At 34.4% G+C, this 5,398-nt stretch carries 7 protein-coding genes; 2 read left to right on the top strand and 5 right to left on the bottom strand.

The window, feature by feature from the left end; all coding sequences use genetic code 11:
- The 5 genes from P8M54_RS07490 to P8M54_RS07470 form a co-directional block, all read right to left on the bottom strand.
- Positions 1-1,012, bottom strand: a 1,012-nt coding sequence (locus P8M54_RS07490) for a glycosyltransferase family 2 protein (protein WP_300286807.1), incomplete at its 3' end; no start/stop codon positions are given.
- Positions 1,013-1,014: 2 nt separating this feature from the next.
- The gene (locus tag P8M54_RS07485) at positions 1,015-2,124 is read right to left on the bottom strand and encodes a hypothetical protein (RefSeq protein ID WP_300286805.1); all 1,110 of its coding nucleotides are present in this window, start codon (positions 2,122-2,124) and stop codon (positions 1,015-1,017) included.
- 18 nt (positions 2,125-2,142) lie between these two features.
- Entirely contained in the window at positions 2,143-2,511 is a 369-nt protein-coding gene (locus tag P8M54_RS07480; protein WP_300286803.1) for a response regulator transcription factor, read from the bottom strand.
- A 247-nt stretch (positions 2,512-2,758) separates the two neighbouring features.
- Positions 2,759-3,523: a TIGR02757 family protein gene (locus P8M54_RS07475; protein WP_300286801.1), complete on the bottom strand. Its 765-nt coding sequence runs from the start codon at positions 3,521-3,523 to the stop codon at positions 2,759-2,761.
- A 152-nt stretch (positions 3,524-3,675) separates the two neighbouring features.
- A complete protein-coding gene (locus P8M54_RS07470; RefSeq protein WP_300286798.1) occupies positions 3,676-4,338 on the bottom strand; it encodes an ABC transporter ATP-binding protein in 663 nt (220 codons plus the stop codon).
- 186 nt (positions 4,339-4,524) lie between these two features.
- Here P8M54_RS07470 and msrA point away from each other — a divergent pair, with 186 nt between their 5' ends.
- Both msrA and P8M54_RS07460 read left to right on the top strand, forming a co-directional pair.
- On the top strand, positions 4,525-5,070 hold the full coding sequence (gene msrA / locus P8M54_RS07465) for a peptide-methionine (S)-S-oxide reductase MsrA (protein ID WP_300286795.1): 546 nt from the start codon (positions 4,525-4,527) through the stop codon (positions 5,068-5,070).
- 47 nt (positions 5,071-5,117) lie between these two features.
- Positions 5,118-5,398 (top strand): hypothetical protein (locus tag P8M54_RS07460; RefSeq protein WP_300286793.1); only part of this gene is annotated, 281 nt, incomplete at its 3' end.

The following is a 5,398-nucleotide window of genomic DNA, read 5'->3' as shown; positions in this document are numbered from 1 at the left end:
ATGTTTCAATAGTTCCTCTAGTCCACCTATTTCTTTGAGAGATAAAAATTTTATAACTGTCGGGAGCTTCTGTCCAGCATAAAGGATCAGGAATATAGGCTACTTTATATTTCACTTTTTTCTCTTCCATGTACCGTCTCATTCTAACGATAATTTCCATGTCTTCGCCTACCGTTTTTGTGTCATATCCTCCAACTTCTAATGCTATTTTTTTATCAAATAGACCAAAAGCACCAGAAATAACAAGTAACCCGTTCAATCGACTCCAAGCCATACGGCCTAATAAAAAAGCTCTAAGGTATTCTAAAATTTGTCCTTGTACAATAGCATTTTTCGGGAAATTGACGTCAATAAGTTTACCATCTTTGATGGTGCAGGAATTAGCAATTCTAATCACTCCACCTGCTGCAATTACTTTTTTGTCGGTAGATTCAAGAAACGGTTTTACCAGTTTTTGTAACGCATCTTCAAGTAATAAACAGTCAACGTCGATGCAAGCTACATATTTATTAGTGCTAATATTTAGTCCCATATTTAAGGCATCTGCTTTTCCTCCATTTTCCTTGTCTACTATGATTAATTTTTCGAAAGCAGGATTTGTAGATTTAAAAATTCCCTCGCGTAATGGTTTTGTTGGTATTTGATTGTTAATTTCGTAATCTATTTTTACTAGATCGTAAGCTTCAATTAATTTTTGGAGACTATCATCTTTGCTACCATCATTTACAATTATAACATCATAGTTTACATAATGACACGATAATAGCGATCGTACATTCTCAACTATATTTAAGGTTTCATTGTAAGCAGGTGCAATAATGGAAATAGATGGTGAGATACTAGATTTCATTATTTCGCCATAATTGACAAATCGGTTTTTTTTCATATAATCTACAGTCTCAAATCCGGAAATGATAGCTAGGATGATATAGGATGATATCGCTAAAAAAGCAAATGTGAAAAAGATATATTCTAAAAAATTTATGATAAATTCAGGTAGTGTTGATGTCATAATTAGCCAGCTTTAGTTAAGTCTAAACCTTCGTACTGCTCGTCCTTTTTGCGATTGATATGTATCGTGTAAGTATCTTCTGGATCAATAGAGTGCATTATTAATTCTGCAGACTGTTTAATCTCGTAATTGTGATGATTTATAAATTCGGATACAAATGCGATGTCTTCGTTTGTAAACATTTTTTCACCCATTTTTAAAATGGCGATTATTTCCTCAGTGCTTCGATTAATACTATCTTTTTTCAAAATAGCAGTTGCTTCATGAAACCCGAGTGGTGAAACCAATTCAATAGCCTCAATTCGGATAGCTATGTTGGGATGATTAAATAATTGTATTACCTGTTCTTTAATTTCGTATTGGTTAAATATTTTTGCTAGTTTTAACGTAAACGAAATTACGGACTCATTCGAGGATTGTAACCAATTTGTTAAATCAGGTAGGTTCAAACTATTTTTTCGTTGTAAAACTTCTAACAATTGGATTTGATCCCATTCCGATAATTGAGTTTGGAGAATATCTAGAAAACTAAGTCCATCAAAAGAAAAAAGTTTAACTAAATAAAATTGGATTTCTCTTCGTACCTCTTTTTTTGGATGATTGATATGAACTATTATTTTCTCATGAACTTCTTTAATGTCAAATTGTGCTAGTTCACTTATTCCATTTGCTATTACGCTCCATTTTTTACTATTTAATTTAGCTTCTGCTTCTCCTATAAAATTTAAATTATAATATAGTTTTTGAATAGCATCAGCAGTTTCGCCCGAAATTTCATTTCTAAGTTTTAATAACGTTTTAATTATGATTCGTTTCTTAAGACGATTTTTGGCACATTTTTTTAAATAAGTAATTATTTGTTGTTGTTGAAGGCTTAGCTCGTCGCCTTCTTCTCCTGCATATAAGTACTCTATTAAATCAGATTCATATTTTTTTTGATAGGTGTTGATAATTCTGCCTTTGTTGCGCAATCGAGCTCTCACATATTTTAAGTATCCAATCAGAACAACTACCGCTAATAATAAGATAGCACTTATTAACCATGAAATCTGTATGATTGCAGGGCTACTATGAAAGTAGTCAAATAGATATTGGGTATAGTTAGTAGTCATGTGATAAAGTGCTAAGAGTTATCGTAATAATCTTTTTGCTCTAATAATTAACTCGTTGGGGCTAAATGGTTTACTCATGAAATCAGTTGCTCCTAAATTAAAGGCATTAACCACCATTTCCTCTTGGCCAGCAGATGAAAAAACTACGATGGGCGTCGAAGAGTTCAATTTATTTCGAACATGACTAATTAATTCTAAACCACTTACAAAAGGCATCATTATGTCAGTAAGAATCATATCAGGATTATGCTCTTCAATGAGATTAATGGCTTCCTTGCCATTTACTGCAATAAGTAATTTATAGCCTTCTTTTTCTAATTTAAATTTCAATAACAACGAAAGAATGGAGTTGTCCTCGGCTAAAACAATTTTTTTTGAATTTGTCATTATTAGGTTATTAAAGTGTTAGATTTTGGGATTTAACGCATATCAAATATATTATATTTTTGTTTACAAATTCGATAAAGTGTTCAAAAAACACGATTAAATGCATAAAAACAGTATAAAATAAGTTTATTATTACAAAATAATTTTTAAATACAAACGATTCAATACGTTATTGATTTAGTTTTAAAATAGTTTTGGAAATGTTAGACTAATTGTTTGCTTTCAGAGTCAAAAGTGTTTAAAGTTTTTAAAACCCTTCAAATACGCCAAGACCAAATAAAGCAAAATCATATTTTACGGGATCCGCAGGGTCTAGAATCCGCAATTGACAATCGAGCTCCGCTAGTGCCTTTCCGTCATTTTGTTTCCGAGTTAATAGCCCAAGTTTACGGGCTACATTACCTGAATGAACATCCAAAGGGCAGGAGAGTGCCGCAGTTGAGATGCTGTCCCAAATGCCCAAGTCGACTCCTTTTTTGTCATTGCGTACCATCCAACGCAAGTACATGTTAATGCGCTTTGCTGCTGAATTATTCAAGGGATCGGATACGTGTTTTTGTGTGCGTTGTTGGTGCGGAATTTCAAAAAACATCTTTTTAAATTCAGATATACTTCGCTGCATTGAAGTTGGATCTTGATTTTTTGAAAAAGCAGCTTCTAGTCCGCCGTGCATGGTATAAATATGTTTTAAAGAACTGATAAACTGTATGAAATCAGCACCATTAAAAGTGCGGTGTACAAACTGGTCTAAGCGCTCCAATTGAGTGTCAGAGTGGGACATGACAAAATCATAGGGAGCATTTCCCATGAGATCGACCATTTTTTTTGAGTTTTTTATTATCATGGTTCGGTTTCCCCATGCTATGGTAGCACTCAGGAAACCAGCGATTTCAATATCTTCTTTTTTGGTGAAAAGATGCGGAATTTGAATTGGATCACTTTCGATAAAATCGAAGGTGTTGTATTGTTCTACTTTTTGATCTAGAAAGTCTTTCAGTTCAATTTGATTCATCTTTTGAAAACGGAGTTTCTGTTAAATAGAATTGTTGTTCTAGGAACATTTTTTAGCCCAGATAGGAACGGCATCTCCCGATTTTAAAAAACAAGGCCTTTTCGGCCGTAGTTTTTATGATCGGGAATACAGTGGATGGCTGGAAAAAGCTCCTAATTATTGACCAAGCCGTCCACCATTACTAATTTTCTATCGGCCATATTTGCCAGCTCTTCATTGTGAGTTACAATGACAAAAGTTTGTCCCAACTCATCCCTTAATTTAAAAAAGAGTTGGTGAAGGTTCTCAGCTGACGCGGTGTCAAGATTCCCTGATGGTTCATCAGCAAATATAATGGCAGGTTTATTAATTAAGGCTCTTGCAACAGCCACGCGCTGCTGTTCCCCGCCCGAGAGTTCGTTTGGCTTATGGTTAATGCGATGTGATAATCCTAGGTATTCTAACAGTTTTTTAGCTTCGGTTTCAGTTTCCTGTTTGGATTTATTAGCTATAAAAGCGGGAATACATACATTCTCTAAAGCGGTGAATTCAGGCAGTAATTGATGAAACTGAAAAATGAAACCCAAATTCAGATTTCTAAATTTTGACAAAGTCTTGTCGTTCATTGACAAAATATCTTCGCCGTTTATTTTTAGTTCGATACCTTCAACTGAACTTGGTTTGTCTAGCGTACCTAAAATTTGAAGTAAAGTGGTTTTCCCAGCACCTGAAGCGCCTACAATCGAGACAATTTCGCCAGCTTTAATATGTAAGTCAACCCCTTTTAAAACCTGAAGTTGATCGTAATATTTATGTATATTTTTTGCGTGTATCATTTTTGCTATTTTTACAAAGAAACAAAGATTTTAGTGATTATTTAAAAGTTTTTCCTCCCACAACCCATAAAATTTAGTTAATCAATTCCTGCTATACTGCTATTAAATTGTAAATTTGAGCGAAGACGCAGGTGCACTTTTGTGCCAACGGCAGTCCTACATTAAAAACACAAAAGACAATATAAAATGGATTTACACGAAGGTTTAGAAGTCGCTACTTTAGCAGGAGGATGTTTTTGGTGCACCGAAGCTGTTTTTTTAGAGTTAAAAGGAGTGCATAGCGTGGTTTCAGGTTACATAGGAGGTGAGGTTGAAAATCCAACCTATGCAGCAATTTGCAAAGGAGATACCGGTCATGCAGAAGCCATAAGAATAACGTTTGATCTTAAAGTTATTTCTTTCGGCACACTTTTAGAATTGTTTTTTGCCACGCACGATCCTACAACTTTAAATCGTCAAGGAAACGATGTGGGAACGCAATATAGGTCGGAGATTTTCTATCACAGTCAACTTCAAAAAGAAATAGCGCAAGCCTACATGGGCCTATTGGCTCAAGAAAACGTATTTGAAAAACCCGTAGTAACGAAATTATCAGCGGTATCTAAATTTTATGAAGCCGAGGGTTACCATCAAAATTATTATAACCAAAACAAAATGCAAGGCTATTGCTCCTACGTAATAACACCTAAGATCGAAAAGGTCTATAAAGTATTTCCTGAGTTGTTGCGATAGTAGTTTTTGGCATTAGATTTGTTTATTATTGGTAAAAACTAAAAAGTATGATCGAAGAAGCCAAAATTGCAGAGACCAACAATAAAACGCGAAACCTAATTTTAGGAATTCTTTTTGACGGTATCGGTATGCTGTCCTTTACCATTCCGGCAATAGGGGAGTTTTCGGATGTCGTTTGGGCGCCAATTGCAGGATATTTAATGACAACGATGTATAAAGGGACAATTGGTAAAATAGGAGGAGTGATCACATTCCTAGAAGAGTTGTTTCCTTTTACTGATTTTATCCCATCGTTTACTTTGACCTGGGTTTACAATTACTTTATTAA

Source organism: Flavobacterium sp., from assembly GCF_029242675.1.
GTDB lineage: Bacteria > Bacteroidota > Bacteroidia > Flavobacteriales > Flavobacteriaceae > Flavobacterium.
The sequence above is the reverse complement of the archived record's forward strand: the minus strand, read 5'-3'. Positions and strand labels throughout refer to the sequence as shown.

Coding starts and splice junctions, on each gene's coding strand:
- P8M54_RS07485 (WP_300286805.1), bottom strand. CDS start 2,124: ATGACTACTAACTATACCCAATATCTATTTGACTACTTTCATAGTAGC.
- P8M54_RS07480 (WP_300286803.1), bottom strand. CDS start 2,511: ATGACAAATTCAAAAAAAATTGTTTTAGCCGAGGACAACTCCATTCTT.
- P8M54_RS07475 (WP_300286801.1), bottom strand. CDS start 3,523: ATGAATCAAATTGAACTGAAAGACTTTCTAGATCAAAAAGTAGAACAA.
- P8M54_RS07470 (WP_300286798.1), bottom strand. CDS start 4,338: ATGATACACGCAAAAAATATACATAAATATTACGATCAACTTCAGGTT.
- msrA (WP_300286795.1), top strand. CDS start 4,525: ATGGATTTACACGAAGGTTTAGAAGTCGCTACTTTAGCAGGAGGATGT.